The sequence below is a fragment of the Bacillus sp. FJAT-47783 genome (assembly GCF_022808615.1).
Classification (GTDB): Bacteria; Bacillota; Bacilli; order Bacillales; family Aeribacillaceae; genus Bacillus_BZ.
This window is the reverse complement of record NZ_JAKZKS010000040.1, coordinates 1-15435: the sequence shown is the minus strand read 5'-3', so window position 1 is coordinate 15435 and position 15435 is coordinate 1. Positions and strand designations below refer to the sequence as shown.

13 protein-coding genes, 1 tRNA gene, 1 rRNA gene, 1 other RNA gene and 1 other annotated feature are annotated in these 15435 nt (G+C 37.4%); of the genes, 14 read left to right on the top strand and 2 right to left on the bottom strand.

What is annotated here, in order from left to right:
• The first annotated feature begins 89 nt into the window (after positions 1–89).
• Positions 90–204, top strand: a 5S ribosomal RNA gene (rrf, locus tag MLD65_RS17325).
• Positions 205–567: 363 nt separating this feature from the next.
• On the opposite strand, the gene MLD65_RS17320 is transcribed toward rrf, so the two are convergent.
• Positions 568–1539, bottom strand: a complete 972-nt coding sequence (locus MLD65_RS17320) for a YaaC family protein (RefSeq protein ID WP_243293086.1) — start codon at positions 1537–1539, stop codon at positions 568–570.
• A gap of 122 nt (positions 1540–1661) precedes the next feature.
• Here MLD65_RS17320 and guaB point away from each other — a divergent pair, with 122 nt between their 5' ends.
• The 6 genes from guaB (at position 1662) to MLD65_RS17290 (ending at position 8668) form a co-directional block, all read left to right on the top strand.
• Positions 1662–3128, top strand: a complete 1467-nt coding sequence (guaB, locus tag MLD65_RS17315; protein WP_243293085.1) for an IMP dehydrogenase — start codon at positions 1662–1664, stop codon at positions 3126–3128.
• 223 nt (positions 3129–3351) lie between these two features.
• Positions 3352–4662 (top strand): serine hydrolase, encoded by a 1311-nt coding sequence (locus MLD65_RS17310; protein ID WP_243293088.1) that lies wholly within the window; start codon positions 3352–3354, stop codon positions 4660–4662.
• A 584-nt stretch (positions 4663–5246) separates the two neighbouring features.
• A complete protein-coding gene (gene pdxS / locus MLD65_RS17305) occupies positions 5247–6134 on the top strand; it encodes a pyridoxal 5'-phosphate synthase lyase subunit PdxS (RefSeq protein WP_243293084.1) in 888 nt (295 codons plus the stop codon).
• 16 nt (positions 6135–6150) lie between these two features.
• Positions 6151–6735 carry a pyridoxal 5'-phosphate synthase glutaminase subunit PdxT gene (gene pdxT / locus MLD65_RS17300; protein WP_243293083.1) on the top strand — a complete coding sequence of 195 codons (585 nt, stop codon included), beginning with the start codon at positions 6151–6153 and terminating at the stop codon, positions 6733–6735.
• Positions 6736–6792: 57 nt separating this feature from the next.
• Positions 6793–7009 (top strand) — a binding site (T-box leader).
• 189 nt (positions 7010–7198) lie between these two features.
• Entirely contained in the window at positions 7199–8473 is a 1275-nt protein-coding gene (gene serS, locus MLD65_RS17295) for a serine--tRNA ligase (protein WP_243293082.1), read from the top strand.
• A gap of 102 nt (positions 8474–8575) precedes the next feature.
• A tRNA-Ser gene (locus MLD65_RS17290) sits at positions 8576–8668 on the top strand.
• Between the two features lie 559 nt (positions 8669–9227).
• On the opposite strand, the gene MLD65_RS17285 is transcribed toward MLD65_RS17290, so the two are convergent.
• The gene (locus MLD65_RS17285; RefSeq protein WP_243293081.1) at positions 9228–10511 is read right to left on the bottom strand and encodes a glycoside hydrolase family 18 protein; all 1284 of its coding nucleotides are present in this window, start codon (positions 10509–10511) and stop codon (positions 9228–9230) included.
• A gap of 142 nt (positions 10512–10653) precedes the next feature.
• On the opposite strand from MLD65_RS17285, the gene tadA reads away from it, so the two are divergent.
• The 7 genes from tadA (at position 10654) to MLD65_RS17250 (ending at position 15100) form a co-directional block, all read left to right on the top strand.
• Positions 10654–11127 (top strand): tRNA adenosine(34) deaminase TadA, encoded by a 474-nt coding sequence (gene tadA / locus MLD65_RS17280; protein ID WP_243293080.1) that lies wholly within the window; start codon positions 10654–10656, stop codon positions 11125–11127.
• A 113-nt stretch (positions 11128–11240) separates the two neighbouring features.
• Positions 11241–11505, top strand: an RNA gene (ffs, locus tag MLD65_RS17275) — signal recognition particle sRNA large type.
• A gap of 124 nt (positions 11506–11629) precedes the next feature.
• Positions 11630–13312 carry a DNA polymerase III subunit gamma/tau gene (gene dnaX / locus MLD65_RS17270; protein ID WP_243293079.1) on the top strand — a complete coding sequence of 561 codons (1683 nt, stop codon included), beginning with the start codon at positions 11630–11632 and terminating at the stop codon, positions 13310–13312.
• A 22-nt stretch (positions 13313–13334) separates the two neighbouring features.
• On the top strand, positions 13335–13658 hold the full coding sequence (locus MLD65_RS17265; protein ID WP_243293087.1) for a YbaB/EbfC family nucleoid-associated protein: 324 nt from the start codon (positions 13335–13337) through the stop codon (positions 13656–13658).
• A 14-nt stretch (positions 13659–13672) separates the two neighbouring features.
• Positions 13673–14269, top strand: a complete 597-nt coding sequence (recR, locus tag MLD65_RS17260; protein WP_243293078.1) for a recombination mediator RecR — start codon at positions 13673–13675, stop codon at positions 14267–14269.
• A 26-nt stretch (positions 14270–14295) separates the two neighbouring features.
• On the top strand, positions 14296–14523 hold the full coding sequence (locus MLD65_RS17255) for a YaaL family protein (protein WP_243293077.1): 228 nt from the start codon (positions 14296–14298) through the stop codon (positions 14521–14523).
• Between the two features lie 313 nt (positions 14524–14836).
• Positions 14837–15100: a pro-sigmaK processing inhibitor BofA family protein gene (locus MLD65_RS17250; protein WP_243293076.1), complete on the top strand. Its 264-nt coding sequence runs from the start codon at positions 14837–14839 to the stop codon at positions 15098–15100.
• Positions 15101–15435: the final 335 nt, after the last annotated feature.

Genomic DNA, 15435 nt, shown 5'->3' with positions numbered 1-15435 from the left:
GGTACCGGAGCGTACATCCGTACGTGAGGATGCCGACGACTGAAGGTGACAACGAAATGCGCCGCTCATCGAAAGCCGTAAAACATAGGTCTGGTGGCGATAGCGAAGAGGTCACACCCGTTCCCATACCGAACACGGAAGTTAAGCTCTTCAGCGCCGATGGTAGTTGGGAGTAATCCCTGTGAGAGTAGGACGCTGCCAGGCAAACGAAGAACAGCAAAAGCTGTTCTTTTTTTGTGTTTTTAAACATCAGTGCAATAAAAGAAAATCTGGTGCAATTAATGGATATGAAGTTCAATTACACCATTAAATGTGCAAATACATGATAAGTGGTGCAATAATTTTGAAGTTCGTGCAATTAAGCTTGAGATTCGTGCAATTGTTACGGAAAGTGGTGCAATTACCCTCAATGTTCGCGCAAAAACATCCTCCAAACTATAATTAACCTACGTAAAAACAGGGAAAAAGCCGTTTTTATTCTTAATTCCCCAATAATTTTGTTTAATGTCATGAAAGAGATATGTCAGTTATCATTTTGTATTTGTGTCCCCTCGTTTTTATTAGGTTTTATAATTCCCATGTTTTATTTTGAGTAAAGAAAATACTTTCAAAGAATTGATAAAAAATAAACGGAATTTTTAATAATGAAGCATGAATAAATTGGTAAATAAAAATATAGTCGTAACTAGTATGACTAAAAAGCAAGTCATACCACCATTCTGTTTCATACCTAGAAATCATACTTAAATTGTATAGAAGTAAATAATGAATCAGCACTTCCGGTACCGCTCTAAGATCGTCTTTATTAGTCGGTAAATACAATTGATTGTTAAAGAAGTTCCATGCTAATTTAGAGTTCCAAACAATATCAAAATATGTTGGTGCTTCAAAAATATAGCTATTTTCTTGTTCTTTTTTACATATTAAATTTAGTTTGTTTTCAACGATTTCTTTTAAACGGTTAGGTGAAACAAAATAAAAGTCAGCTAATTCTTTATGAATATGCAAGGAGTCCATTTCTTTAGATATTCTATACATCGTTTCAATCTCTAAGTTTTGTTTAAATACTTCCTCTTGTTCAGGAAGTTTCCTTAATAATTGTTGCATAGAATATTTATCTCCTTCGACATGTTTCATGTGAAACAAGCATTGTGCGACATGACCGAATAACCCGTTTTTCTGTATTTTAATTTCATCGTCTAAAAACTGGTAGTTTTGTTTTTTTCTTTTTCGCGATGAGACACCGTGTGCTAAAAGACTAGAATGTGACGGGTAGTCAGGATCAACTGTTAAAATTGCGGCTTTCATTAATTGGCATAAACCATAAAAGGCAAGTGTTGGCTGAACAGCAAAAGGTGATTGGTTAGCTGTTTTAAAGTGATTTTCTGCATGCATTAAGTAATACATGAATGGGTAGCTATTTTGAAAAGCCTTTTGTTCAGGAGAAGGTATGTTTATTTTTTGATATTGGTTTACTAAAATTTTTTGAACGGTTTGTGAGGAATAAAAGGACGAATAGTGTGTCCAGATTGAAGACAAGAGCATACAACCTCCTTAATCACAATTCTAAATATTTAAACTCTTTCAAGATTCCTTGACATGTTATCATCCAATTGATAATCTACTAATAATATTTTGGCGTAAGTGAGGAGGTTTTACTTATGTGGGAGACAAAATTTTCAAAAGAAGGATTAACTTTTGATGATGTACTATTAGTTCCTGCAAAATCTGAAGTGTTACCTCGTGATGTCGATTTAAGTGTCGAATTAACGAAAACATTGAAGCTGAATATACCGATTATTAGTGCTGGAATGGATACTGTGACGGAATCAAAAATGGCGATTGCAATGGCACGTCAAGGTGGATTAGGTATTATTCATAAAAATATGTCTGTTGAACAACAAGCTGAGCAGGTTGATAAAGTTAAGCGCTCTGAAAGCGGTGTAATTACGAACCCGTTCTTTTTAACACCTGAGCATCAAGTATATGATGCCGAACACTTAATGGGAAAATACCGAATTTCAGGTGTTCCAATAGTAAATAACGAAAATGATCAAAAACTTGTTGGTATTATTACGAACCGTGATCTTCGATTCATTCAAGATTACTCAATGAAAATTTCCGATGTAATGACGAAAGAGCAGCTTATTACAGCTCCTGTTGGAACAACGTTAGAAGAAGCTGAGAAAATTTTACAAAAGCATAAAATTGAGAAATTACCACTTGTTGATGAAGAGGGGACTTTAAAAGGGCTTATTACGATTAAAGATATTGAAAAAGTCATTGAATTCCCGAACTCTGCTAAAGATCAACACGGCCGTTTATTAGTTGGTGCTGCTGTTGGTGTAACAGGGGATACGATGATTCGTGTTCAAAAGCTAGTTGAAGCAAATGTCGATGTTATTGTTGTGGATACAGCACATGGACACTCTCAAGGTGTTTTAGAAACAGTGCGTAGTATTCGTGAAGAATATCCTGAGTTAAATATTATTGCTGGAAATGTTGCAACGGCAGAAGGAACACGTGCATTAATTGAAGCAGGAGCTAATGTTGTAAAGGTTGGAATTGGCCCTGGTTCTATTTGTACAACTCGAGTCGTAGCGGGTGTAGGTGTACCTCAAATTACAGCTATTTATGATTGTGCAACAGAAGCACGGAAACATGGTGCTTCCATTATTGCAGACGGTGGAATTAAGTACTCTGGTGATATTGTGAAAGCTTTAGCAGCTGGTGGACATGCGGTAATGCTTGGAAGCTTACTAGCTGGAACGTCTGAAAGTCCTGGTGAAACAGAAATATATCAAGGTCGTCGCTTTAAAGTGTACCGTGGTATGGGGTCTGTAGCTGCAATGGAAAAGGGGAGTAAGGATCGCTATTTCCAAGAAGAGAACAAAAAGTTCGTTCCTGAAGGTATTGAAGGACGTACACCATATAAGGGTCCATTAGCTGAAACGATTTATCAGCTTGTTGGTGGATTACGATCTGGTATGGGGTATTGTGGAACGAAAGATTTATATGAACTACGTGAAAAATCTCAATTTGTTCGAATGACTGGTGCGGGATTAAGAGAAAGTCACCCACATGATGTGCAAATTACGAAAGAAGCTCCGAATTACTCACTTTCATAAAATATAGTGACAATTCATTCTATAAATATTACGATTTTATTACTTTTAGACAGAGTATATACTCTGTCTATTTTTTTTATTACATATGTGATAAAATCAATTTTGTTGTCGCTATTGAAAAGAAAACGATTTAAAAAATGACATAGATATTATAAAGTTGGAGGTATTAAAGGTGTACATCAATAAAAAAGTGATATCAGCTCTCGTTTTGTCTTTAGTGCTGATGATTGGAATGTTTACCCCATTAACATCCAAATCTTATGCAGCTCAAAATGATCCTCTTGGCATTAATGCGTCAGCTGCAATTGCAGTTGAAGCATCAACCGGAAAAGTTATTTATGGAAAAAATATTGATGAATCACTAGGTATTGCAAGTATGACGAAAATGATGACCGAGTATTTGCTTCTTGAGGCTGTAAAGGAAGGTAAGGTTTCATGGACACAGCAATATCGTCCTAGTGATTATGTTCATAAAATATCTCAATACACAAGCTTATCTAATGTTCCGTTGAGAAAAGATGGTACATACACTGTACGTGAATTATATGAAGCGATGGCTATTTATTCTGCAAACGGTGCCGCCATTGCAATCGCTGAAGTTGTAGCAGGAACAGAAACAAATTTTGTTAAAATGATGAATGAAAAAGCAAAAGAGCTTGGTATGAAAAGTGCTTCATTCGTTAATGCAACAGGTTTAAACAACCATGATTTGTTAGGTATGCACCCAAAAGGAACGGATGCAGAAGCGGAAAATATGATGTCAGCTCGTGATGTCGCGACATTAGCTTATCATTTATTAAAGGATTATCCAGAAATTTTGGAAACAGCAAGTATTGAGAAAAAAGTGTTCCAAGAGGGTACAGAAGATGCCATCAACATGGAAAACTGGAATTGGATGTTACCTGGTCTCGTTAAAGGGTATGAAGGTGTTGATGGATTAAAAACTGGTTATACAGATTTTGCTGGTTCATCCTTTACGGCAACGGCGGAACGAAACGGTATGCGTATTATTTCTGTTGTCATGAATGCAAAGGGAAATGGAAGTAATCCGTATTTACCACGTTTTAATGAAACGGAGAAAATATTAAATTATGCTTTTAGTAACTTTACTGTTGAAGAGCTATTTCCTGAGGAATATAAACTAAAAGGTGAATCAACACTTCCGGTTATAAAAGGAAAAGAAAAAGAAGTATCGATTCATTCAAAGGATTCGTTTAAGATTGCGATAAAACGTGGTGAAAATAAGCAGTATAAGCCGAAATATGTTTTAGATGAAAAATTATTAAATGAAGATGGGGCCATTGAAGCGCCTATTAAAAAAGGTGCATCTGTTGGTTATTTAACAGTAGAATATACAGGTGATGGACAAGATCTTGGTTATGTAAATGGCATTTCTAAAGGAAAGGTTGATGTTATTACGGCTGAAAAGGTTGAAAAAGCCAATTGGTTCGTTTTAACAATGAGAAGTATAGGTAACTTCTTCGGTGATATTTGGGGAGGAATTACCAATATGGTTAAAGGGTGGTTCTCTTAATTTAGAAGAATAAAATGAAACATCATTATATGGTTTTATTTTATTCCCAACCTATCTTCATCGCTTTATTATAGAATCTTGGCGTAGTATCTTACTGCCGTTAAGAGTCGGAAAAATCTCCTTATTTTTGATAACATATTAAATGATCGAAGGAAACTCCTAGTATAATGCTGGGAGTTTTTCTTTATAGTATCAGAATTTATATCATTTTGATAAAGCTTTTAGGGGTAAATGGAGTCTTCAGTGTCCAGTGAAAGCCACCGATCCCCTCGAGTCAAAAACGTGATGCTGTAAAAGTGAAAAATCGTCGTAAGAACATTTTTGTCTGAGGCTGATCAGGCGCTGGCGCTTTTCTTGTTGCTAGAAAGGGTTGGTATTATTTCCTATACGTCGTTAATGAATTCAATGGAACAATGACTACAAAGCAGCATGTTGTAGCTTTCAAGTTAAGGGTATGATTATTTAATTGGTTGGAAAAACTCACATACTTTATTAATTCCTTTTTATTTTGATAGGAATTTTATTAAAATTAGGATAAAATAAGCTTATGCACTTTTTGTATATTTGGTTAAGGGGGATTCAAAATGGCAAATACAACAGGTACTGATCGTGTAAAACGTGGTATGGCAGAAATGCAAAAAGGTGGCGTCATTATGGACGTTGTCAATGCAGAACAAGCAAAAATCGCAGAAGAGGCTGGCGCTGTTGCTGTTATGGCCCTTGAGCGTGTCCCAGCAGATATTCGTGCTGCAGGCGGCGTTGCACGTATGGCAGATCCAACAATTGTAGAAGAAGTGATGAATGCGGTTTCCATTCCTGTAATGGCGAAAGCGCGTATTGGACATATTGTAGAGGCGCGAGTATTAGAGGCGCTTGGTGTAGACTATATTGATGAAAGTGAAGTTTTAACACCTGCTGATGAAGAATTCCATTTAAATAAACGTGAATATACTGTTCCGTTTGTATGCGGTTGCCGTGATTTAGGTGAAGCTGCTCGTCGTATTGCAGAAGGAGCATCTATGTTACGTACAAAAGGTGAGCCAGGAACTGGTAACATTGTAGAAGCAGTTCGCCACATGCGTAAAGTGAACGCGCAAGTACGGAAAGTAGTAGGTATGAGTGAAGATGAGTTAATGACAGAAGCGAAATTATTAGGTGCGCCTTATGAATTATTGCTCCAAATTAAAAAGGAAGGTCGTTTACCTGTTGTTAACTTTGCAGCAGGCGGTGTTGCAACACCTGCAGATGCAGCCTTAATGATGCAATTAGGGGCAGATGGTGTATTTGTAGGTTCTGGTATCTTCAAATCAGAAAATCCTGCAAAATTTGCGCGCGCGATTGTTGAAGCGACAACACACTATGAAGATTATGAATTAATTGCAAACCTTTCAAAAGGTCTCGGTACTGCTATGAAAGGAATTGAAATTTCAAACTTATTACCAGAGCAACGAATGCAAGAGCGTGGTTGGTAAAAAAGGGGTTTTATGCATGAAAATCGGAGTCTTAGGTTTACAAGGTGCAGTTCGTGAACATATTCGATCAATAGAAGCGTGTGGAGCCGAAGGTGTCGTTGTTAAAACTCCAGCTCAATTAGAGGAGTGCGACGGTTTAATTTTGCCAGGCGGAGAAAGTACGACGATGCGTCGTTTAATTGATAAATATAGCTTTATGGAGCCATTAAGAGCTTTTGTTGATAGTGGTAAACCGATTTTCGGTACTTGTGCTGGTTTAATTTTATTGGCTAAAAACATCGTTGGCTATGATCAACCTCATTTAGGTGTATTAGATGTAACAGTGGAGCGTAATTCGTTCGGACGTCAACGCGAAAGTTTTGAAGCAGAATTAAACATAGCCGGTGTTGGAAATGATTTTATCGGTGTGTTTATTCGTGCTCCTCATATTGTTGAAGCTGGAGAAGATGTAGAAGTTTTAGCAAAACATAACGACCGAATTGTTGCTGCAAGACAAGGTCACGTTTTAGGCTGTTCGTTCCATCCAGAATTAACAGATGACAATCGTTTTACACAGTACTTTTTAAATATGGTGAAAAAATCAAAAGAAGTTCACGTATAAAACGATTGAAATGTTGTTAAACTTGTAGTACATTATCGTTAAAGAGAATTTAAGATCGGCAAAGCGTTGAAAGGAACAAGTAGCAAGTGTATCTTTGTTCAGAGAGCTGATGGTCGGTGAAAATCAGTCAAAGAAGCTTGTGAATCCATCCTTGAGCGAAATGTTGAACACAATTTATGTTGTTAGTAAGCATTTACGGGAAACCGTTATATTTTCGAGTGGAAAACATTTGTTTTCTATTAGGGTGGCAACGCGGGTAACTCTCGTCCCTTCTTTTAAGGAGGGGTGGGAGTTTTTTATTTAATAAAAAAGATACATCTCGCTAAATATGTCTAGCGCATGCGCCTAGCGCCTCAGGAATTGAAGGTAAAGTACAACTTTCATTCCAAATCGTCCGTCTTATTTGTCTGAGGTTGATGAAGGTACTTGCGCTTTTCTAAAAAATATTTGAGGAGTGGTAAATATGCTTGATATTAAGTATTTGCGAGCTAACTTCAAAGAAGTAAAAGAAAAATTACAGCATCGCGGCGAAGATTTAACAGACTTTGTTAAATTTGAAGAATTAGACAAGAAGCGCCGTGAATTAATTACTCAAACAGAAGAATTGAAAAGTAAACGTAATGGAGTTTCTGGTGAAATTGCGAAGTTAAAAAGAGAAAAGAAAGATGCAGATCATTTAATTTTAGAAATGCGTCAAGTAGGAGAACGTATTAAGGTTCTGGATGAAGAGTTACGAGCGATTGAAGCAGAGTTAGAATTCATTTTATTCTCTATTCCGAACATTCCTCATGAAAGTGTACCAGTAGGTGAATCTGAAGAGGATAATGTTGAAGTGAGAAAATGGGGAGAAGTTCAAGACTTTGCGTTTGAACCAAGGCCACATTGGGAAATTGCTGATCACCTTAAGATTTTAGACTTTGAACGTGCAGGAAAAGTTACGGGAAGTCGATTTGTGTTTTATAAAGGTTTAGGTGCAAGACTAGAACGTGCCCTCATTAACTTTATGTTAGATTTGCACATCGAAGAACATGGTTATGAAGAAGTTTTGCCTCCATACATTGTGAACCGTACAAGTATGACAGGAACAGGTCAGCTTCCAAAATTCGAGGAAGATGCATTTAAAATTCAAGATGAGGAATACTTTTTAATTCCAACAGCAGAAGTACCTGTTACAAATCTACATCGCGATGAAATTTTACAAGCTGATCAATTGCCGATTAGTTATGCTGCTTATAGTGCTTGTTTTCGTTCTGAAGCGGGATCTGCTGGTCGTGATACGAGAGGTTTAATTCGCCAGCATCAATTTAATAAAGTTGAACTTGTGAAGTTTGTTAAACCTGAAGATTCTTATGAAGAGCTTGAGAAGTTAACAGGACATGCAGAAAAGGTGCTTCAGTTATTAGGACTTCCGTATCGAGTGTTAAGTATGTGTACAGCTGATTTAGGTTTTACTGCAGCGAAAAAATATGACATTGAAGTTTGGCTTCCAAGCTATGGCACGTATCGGGAAATTTCTTCTTGCAGTAACTTTGAAGCATACCAAGCTCGTCGGGCAAATATTCGCTTCCGTCGTGATCCTAAGGCAAAACCAGAACCAGTGCATACATTAAATGGGTCTGGATTAGCAATTGGGAGAACAGTTGCGGCCATCCTAGAGAATTATCAGCAAGAAGATGGTTCAGTAATAATTCCAGAAGTATTACGTCCGTATATGGGGAATAAAAAAGAGCTTCGTTAATGAATAAGGGGAGACGGATTTTAGTTTTGAATCCGTCTTCCAAAAAAATATTTTTTTGTTGACATATTAAATAACATTTGATATATTAAATCTTGTCGATACGGAGGAATACCCAAGTCTGGCTGAAGGGATCGGTCTTGAAAACCGACAGGGGTGTCAAAGCCCGCGGGGGTTCGAATCCCTCTTCCTCCGCCATAAGGTATAAATGATAACTCGCGCATAAAATGGAGATTGGATAAATTCGTTACATATTCGTAACGAATTTTTTTGTGTTTTATTTTCGTGTCAGAATTTATTTTATGTAAAAAAAATACTAGATTAATGAAGTCTTCAGTGTTCAGCACTTAGCCCCTTGAATCAAAAACGTGATGTTGTAAAGGGAAAAATCGTCTTTTCGTTGTAAGAACAATTTGGTTTGAGACTTAGCAAGGTGCTTGTGTTTTTCGATAAATAGTACCACTAAGCTTTAAACAGATAAAAAACCCACCGAATCGGATGTGATTAGGTGGGAGGAATTACATTATTTTTTTATCCCACTCTTAACGGGCAGTAAGGACCCCCACCTCAAGATTCTGTAGAAAAGCGAAGAAGATAGGTGGGGGACAAGGTCCGAAAAAATGAACACAGACTAAGAGCGCCACGTCCTGTGGCAACGTCTGTGTAACCCACATCCTGTGGGTCACAAGGGCCTTTAGGTCATCCCGTAGGGACTAACATTCAGTGGGGGATGAAAAAACCCCCACTGAATGAAGTTTCACTTTATCACGATAAACTGATCATTAATTAGCAGCCAATTTTGTGGAAAAGACAATCCAAGCTTCCAATAGCTTACTCCTCTTAAGTTTAACTCTTTAAGGAGGTCAAATTTAGCTTGTATCGATCGTGCGTCTTCAAACCAAACTTCATGTTCTTTTCCGTTTTCATCTACATAGTTAAATGTCGGTGCTTGAGCTTTATCATCATAGCGGATTGGAACGTTATATTTTGCGGCTAATTGAATTGCCTGTTGCGGACTAATTGCTTTTGCAAAAGGACCACCCTCTACGTATGGAAGTGTCCAATCATAGCCGTATAAGTTTTGACCCATCATAATTTTTTGTGGAGGAATCTCCGTAACGGCATATTCTAAAACATCTCGAACAGGATCAATTGGCGATACGGCCATTGGAGGCCCACCGCTATACCCCCATTCATATGTCATTATAACAACGAAGTCCACGATCTCCCCGTGTGCTTTGTAGTCGTGCCCTTCGTACCATTGACCTTTTTGATCTCGCTTTGTTTTAGGAGCTAAAGCTGTTGAGATGAACCAACCTTCTTGCTTAAATCGATCTCTTGCTTTCTTTAAAAAGGTGTTATAAGCTTCCTTGTCTTCGGGTTTTAAATACTCAAAATCAAAATGGATATCTCGAAACCCATATTTTTTAGCTGTTTGTACAATGTTTGAAAGAAATCGATCTTGTACCGATTGATCTGTTAATATGGCGTGTGCTAGTTCATCGCTGAATTGATCATTTTCGATATTTGTAATAATCATCATAAAAGTAGTATTTGTGCTTTTAGCGATTTCGCCCAAATTATCAATTGGAGGTTCTTTTAACGAACCATCCCGCTGCGCCTGAAAACTAAATAAACCAAGGTATGTTAAGTGTGGAACGGCTTCTTGAGCACTAGCTTGTAAATTGGGGCTTACGGATTCGCCTCTTGGCTCGATATAAGCATTAAACTCTGCATTTGTTTTAGGTTGTTGAGGGATATATAGGCGAAATCCGATCTGTAACATTTGATTCGGGTTGATGTTATTAATTTGAGCCAATTTTGAAACAGTTGTATTAAACTTTCTCGAAATACTCCACAAACTGTCTCCTGATTGGACAAAATAAAATTGGCCGATGATAGGGATGATAATTGTTTGACCGATGACAAGTTGATTTGGATTTGGAATTTCGTTAGCTGTAATTAAATCATTTACCGATGTAGAATAGGTTTGGGCAATAGTAAATAATGATTCGCCTTGTTGTATGACATGAATTTGCATATACTCCTCCTTAAAATAAGCTTTGTACATTGTATGTATAAGATTCGTTTTCATGTATTATTGAAACTTTTTGACGTGTTATATAAGATAAGGCTAATCAATAGTGAGAAAATATGATAAATGGCTAATAAAGGAGTTAAGGATGAATAAAGATGATTATTATATGGGTTTAGCGATAGAAGAAGCGAAAAGAGCAGAAGCGATTGGAGAAGTTCCGATAGGGGCAATTCTTGTTATGGATGATGAAGTTGTTGCAAGAGCCCATAATTTACGTGAAACGAGTCAGCGTTCTGTTGCCCATGCAGAAGTATTAGTGATCGATAAGGCGTGTCAAAAATTAGGCACATGGCGTTTAGAAAAGTCAACCTTGTATGTAACTCTAGAGCCTTGTCCAATGTGTGCAGGTGCAATTGTTTTGTCACGAGTAGACCGCGTAGTATATGGAGCAACGGACCCGAAAGCAGGATGTGCCGGAACTTTAATGAATTTACTATCGGAAGAACGATTTAATCATCAAGCAGAAGTTGTGAGCGGTGTTAGACAGGAAGAATGTTCCCACCTATTATCTTCATTTTTTAAACAGCTTCGCGAAAAGAAGAAACAGTTAAAAAAATAAAATGGAAGTTTACATTAATTCACAGTTGTTAAACGTTGCATTTTTCGTTTAAACAGTATATACTTGTAAATGCGTCAGTAAAGACGCGCTAATTAAATTAGGTTATAACTTTGCCGTGCTAAGCGGGGAGGTAGCGGTGCCCTGTACTCGCAATCCGCTCTAGCGAGGCCGAATCCCTTCTCAAGGTTAGTTAACTTTAGGGTCTGACTCAAGTAAGTGGTGTTGACGTCTGGGTCCTGCGCAATGAGAATCCATGAACCATGTCAGGTCCGGAAGGAAGCAGCATTAAGTGGAAGCTCTCATGTGCCGCAGGGGTGCCTGGATTGAGCTAACTGCTTGAGTAACGCCTAGGGTTGCTAATCGACAGAAGGTGCACGGCAGTTACTATACATACTCAAACTCATCCATTGGGATGGGTTTTTATTTTTACATAGACCGTTTTGTCATTTAAAACAGCTATACGGTATAATGAAAGAGATGATATCAAAAAGGAGGGCGTTTCGTGAGTTATCAAGCGTTATATCGTGTTTTTCGGCCGCAGCAATTTCGTGATGTAGTCGGTCAGGAACATGTCACGAAGACATTGCAAAATGCCCTTTTACAAAATAAATTTTCCCATGCTTATCTTTTTTCTGGCCCTCGTGGAACAGGAAAAACAAGTGCTGCGAAAATATTTGCAAAAGCAGTCAACTGTGAAAAAGCACCAGTAGCAGAGCCGTGTAACGAGTGCCCTTCTTGTCAAGGGATTACAAACGGTTCTATTTCGGATGTTATTGAAATTGATGCGGCATCGAATAATGGAGTAGATGAGATACGGGACATTCGAGATAAAGTGAAATACGTACCTGCGTCGGTGAAGTATAAGGTTTATATTATCGATGAAGTTCATATGCTGTCTATTGGTGCCTTTAACGCATTATTAAAAACGTTAGAAGAACCACCAAAACATGTAATTTTTATTTTGGCTACTACAGAACCGCATAAAATTCCATTAACGATAATTTCTCGATGTCAACGATTTGACTTTAGACGAATTTCGGTTCAGTCAATCGTTGCAAGAATGAATGATATCGTAGAAAATCAGCAAATCAATGTGCAGCAAGAGGCGTTACAAGTTATCGCAAGTGCCGCTGATGGTGGAATGCGTGATGCGCTAAGTATATTAGATCAAGCGATTTCATTTAGCGATGAAGAAGTAACATTAGAAGATGTTCTTCTTATTACAGGATCCGTCTCACAAACGTTTATCACATCGCTCGTAACATCCATTTATAAAAAAGATGTATCATCTGCACTAAAAGCTTTAGATGATCTAATGAATCAAGGGAAAGATCCGCTGAAATTTATTGAGGACCTTATTTACTATTACCGGGATATGTTATTATATCAAACGGCTCCAAACTTAGAAGAAGTATTGGAGCGAGTAACAATTGATGAGGCATTTACTTTATTAGCAAAAGAAATGTCACCTGAAACAATCTACACGACGATTGAGGTTCTAAATAAAAGTCAACAAGAGATGAAGTGGACAAATCACCCACGAGTTTTCTTAGAGGTAGCGATTGTAAAGCTGTGTCAAGACAGTTCATCTTCCCAAAATGCAGGAGGGAATTATCAACAATTACTTCAACGTGTTCAAGAGCTTGAACAAACGGTCGTTGATTTGAAGAAAAAGGGAATTCAATCACAACCTAGCCCAACACCTGAACCTAAATCACAACCACAACGAAATATGAAAGGAGGCTATAAAACACCTGTAGGTCGAATACAAGAAATATTAAAACAAGCAACCCGTAAGGATTTAGAGATTATTAAGACGCGATGGGGCGACTTGTTGGAAACATTAAAACAACAAAACAAAGTATCACATGCTGCCTTGTTAAACGATAGTGAACCAGTTGCTGCTTCAGAACAGGCATTTGTGTTAAAATTTAAATATGAAATTCATTGTAAAATGGTCGCAGAAAATAAAAATAATGTTCAGGCAAATATTGAGTCTATTTTACATGGATTTCTAGGAACCCAATTGGAAATGGTTGGCGTACCCGAACAGGATTGGGTTAAAATAAGAGAGGAATTTATACGTGAGCAACGTAGTGATGAAGTGGAAAAGGTGGAGGAAGATCCACTGATTGCAGAAGCAAAAAAACTTGTTGGTACGGAGCTCATTGAAATTACAGAATAAAGTTGGAGGAGATTGTATTATGATGCGTGGCGGAATGGGTAATATGCAAAAAATGATGAAGCAAATGCAAAAAATGCAAAAAGATATGCAAAAAGCGCAAGAGGAGCTTGCTGAGAAAAAAATTGAAGGCTCTGCTGGCGGTGGGATGGTAACAGTCATTGCAAATGGCAATAAAGAAATATTAGAAGTTACTATTAAAGAAGAAGTAGTAGATCCAGAAGATATCGAAATGTTACAAGACCTTGTGTTAGCGGCAACAAATGATGCGATTAAAAAAGTTGATGAATTAACAAACGAAACAATGGGCAAATTCACAAAAGGTATGAATTTACCTGGTTTATTCTAGGGGGATTGGCTTAAATGCAATATCCTGAACCGATATCAAAGCTAATAGATAGCTTTATGAAACTGCCAGGGATTGGTCCTAAGACGGCCGTTCGTCTGGCTTTTTTTGTATTAAATATGAAGGAAGATACTGTGTTGGACTTTGCGAAGGCACTTGTAAACGCAAAGCGTAACCTTTCCTATTGTTCGGTTTGCGGTCATATTACCGATCAAGATCCGTGCTATATTTGTGAGGATGAACGGCGTGACAAGAGCATCGTATGTGTTGTCCAAGATCCAAAAGATGTTATTGCGATGGAAAAGATGAAGGAATACAACGGACTGTATCATGTCTTACACGGAGCTATATCCCCAATGGATGGGATAGGACCAGAGGATATCAAAATTCCAGATTTATTAAAAAGACTACAAAATGATGAAGTGCAAGAAGTAATTTTGGCGACAAATCCTAATATCGAAGGAGAAGCTACAGCAATGTATATCTCCCGACTTTTAAAGCCGACAGGTATTAAAATGACAAGGATTGCACATGGTTTACCTGTAGGGGGCGATCTGGAATACGCTGATGAAGTAACACTTTCGAAGGCGTTAGAAGGAAGAAGGGAATTATAGAATCTCTTATAGGGGGGAGTATATTCATGCTGTTTCGCCAAAAAGGTTGGCTCAAAAAGAAATATAACGAACAATTAATGAAGACTATAATTCAGTTAAAAGAAGACTGGAACCGAAAAAGAGATCTAGTGGAAAAAAGTGTCGAACCTTCCCCGGAAGTACTTTATGATTTAAAGTTAGCAGAAGCTAAATATTTCTTCTTATTAAGGGAAGCAAAAAAAAGACAAGTCACGATAAAAAAATTTGAAATATAAGCTTGCAAACGCAAGCTTACTTTTATCCCACTCTTAGCGGGCAGTAAGACCCTCACCTCAAGATTCTGTAGTGGTGGGGGAGAACTACCCGTAAAGGTTCGAAAATAAAGAACACAGACTAAGAGCGCCACGTCCTGTGAGTCACAAGGGCCTTTAGGTCATCAGGTAGGCACTAACATTCAGTGGGGGATGAAAAAAAACACTGAATGAAGTTTCACTTTATATTGGGTGAAACGAAGTTATGTTCTAAATGTAGACAACCCTCATATACATACAAATATAAGAACGTCTAGAATAAAGGGGGCTCTAGCATTTGGAACCCATTGTACTAATTTTAGGAATAAGCGGCCTTATTATTATACTGTTGCTAGTAGGGGCACCGATAAAGCCAATTAAATTTATTGGGCAACTTGCAACAAAATTAGTTATCGGTGCATTATTATTATTTTTTGCAAACGCATTTGGTACTAGTTTAGGTTTTCATATTCCCATTAACTTTGTTACTTCTTCCATATCTGGCTTTTTGGGACTACCTGGATTAGCAGCGTTAATTATCATTAAAACGATGATCTTATAATACCTGCAAAAAAAATGTAGGTATTTTCTTTTTGTGTGTTGACATACTTTAAATATATTGGTATATTAATAAACGTCGCTTCTACAAGTTATATGAAAGGGAGTTGACAAAGCTTTTGCGGTTTGATATATTTAAAAAGTCGCTTAAAAAAAATCAAAAAAACATTTGACAACAATTATTATTTTGGTATAATAAAAATGTCTGAATGATGATCTTTGAAAACTAAACAAAACCAAGCGTTTCTGTTAATTCTATTTATTTTATGAGCAAGTCAAACTTTTATTGGAGAGTTTGATCCTGGCTCAGGACGAACGCTGGCGGCGTGCCTAATACAT

Coding starts and splice junctions, on each gene's coding strand:
- guaB (WP_243293085.1), top strand. CDS start 1,662: ATGTGGGAGACAAAATTTTCAAAAGAAGGATTAACTTTTGATGATGTA.
- MLD65_RS17310 (WP_243293088.1), top strand. CDS start 3,352: ATGATTGGAATGTTTACCCCATTAACATCCAAATCTTATGCAGCTCAA.
- pdxS (WP_243293084.1), top strand. CDS start 5,247: ATGGCAAATACAACAGGTACTGATCGTGTAAAACGTGGTATGGCAGAA.
- pdxT (WP_243293083.1), top strand. CDS start 6,151: ATGAAAATCGGAGTCTTAGGTTTACAAGGTGCAGTTCGTGAACATATT.
- serS (WP_243293082.1), top strand. CDS start 7,199: ATGCTTGATATTAAGTATTTGCGAGCTAACTTCAAAGAAGTAAAAGAA.
- MLD65_RS17285 (WP_243293081.1), bottom strand. CDS start 10,511: ATGCAAATTCATGTCATACAACAAGGCGAATCATTATTTACTATTGCC.
- tadA (WP_243293080.1), top strand. CDS start 10,654: ATGAATAAAGATGATTATTATATGGGTTTAGCGATAGAAGAAGCGAAA.
- MLD65_RS17265 (WP_243293087.1), top strand. CDS start 13,335: ATGCGTGGCGGAATGGGTAATATGCAAAAAATGATGAAGCAAATGCAA.
- recR (WP_243293078.1), top strand. CDS start 13,673: ATGCAATATCCTGAACCGATATCAAAGCTAATAGATAGCTTTATGAAA.
- MLD65_RS17255 (WP_243293077.1), top strand. CDS start 14,296: ATGCTGTTTCGCCAAAAAGGTTGGCTCAAAAAGAAATATAACGAACAA.